This window comes from Haloferax sp. Atlit-12N, assembly GCF_003383095.1.
GTDB lineage: Archaea > Halobacteriota > Halobacteria > Halobacteriales > Haloferacaceae > Haloferax.
This window is the reverse complement of record NZ_PSYW01000088.1, coordinates 1-464: the sequence shown is the minus strand read 5'-3', so window position 1 is coordinate 464 and position 464 is coordinate 1. Positions and strand designations below refer to the sequence as shown.

General features: G+C 66.8%; 1 protein-coding gene. It reads right to left on the bottom strand.

From position 1 onward, the window contains the following. A partial coding sequence (locus C5B90_RS20135; RefSeq protein ID WP_233512161.1) for an ABC transporter substrate-binding protein occupies positions 1–464 on the bottom strand: 464 nt, incomplete at both ends.

Genomic DNA, 464 nt, shown 5'->3' with positions numbered 1-464 from the left:
GTAGTCGACCAGTTCGTACGGACCGGTCCCGACTGGGTACTCGGCGTACGTGTAGGGGTCGTCGACGCTCTCCCAGATGTGCGCCGGGAGGATGGGGAGGTCCGCGAACGTGATGTCCGCCAGCGTCGGTGCGGGGTACGCGCACTCGAACCGGACCGTCTCGTCGTCGACCGCTTCGATGGCGTCGATTTCGGGGGCGTCGCTCACGTGGTGCGTGTAGCGATTCGGCTCGGCGTCGCGGAAGTAGCGATAGGTGAACACCACGTCGTCGGCGGTGAACGGTTCGCCGTCGTGCCACGTGGCGTCCGGGCGAACGGTCGCGGTCCACGTCGTCTCGTCGACTTGCGTCGTCTCCGTCGCCAGCCCCGGCATCGGGTCTTCGACGTACGGCGACGGCGCGAGCAGGCGGTCGTACACGAGGTCCTTCAGCCAGTCGAACGAGCTGCCGCTACTCACGTAGATGT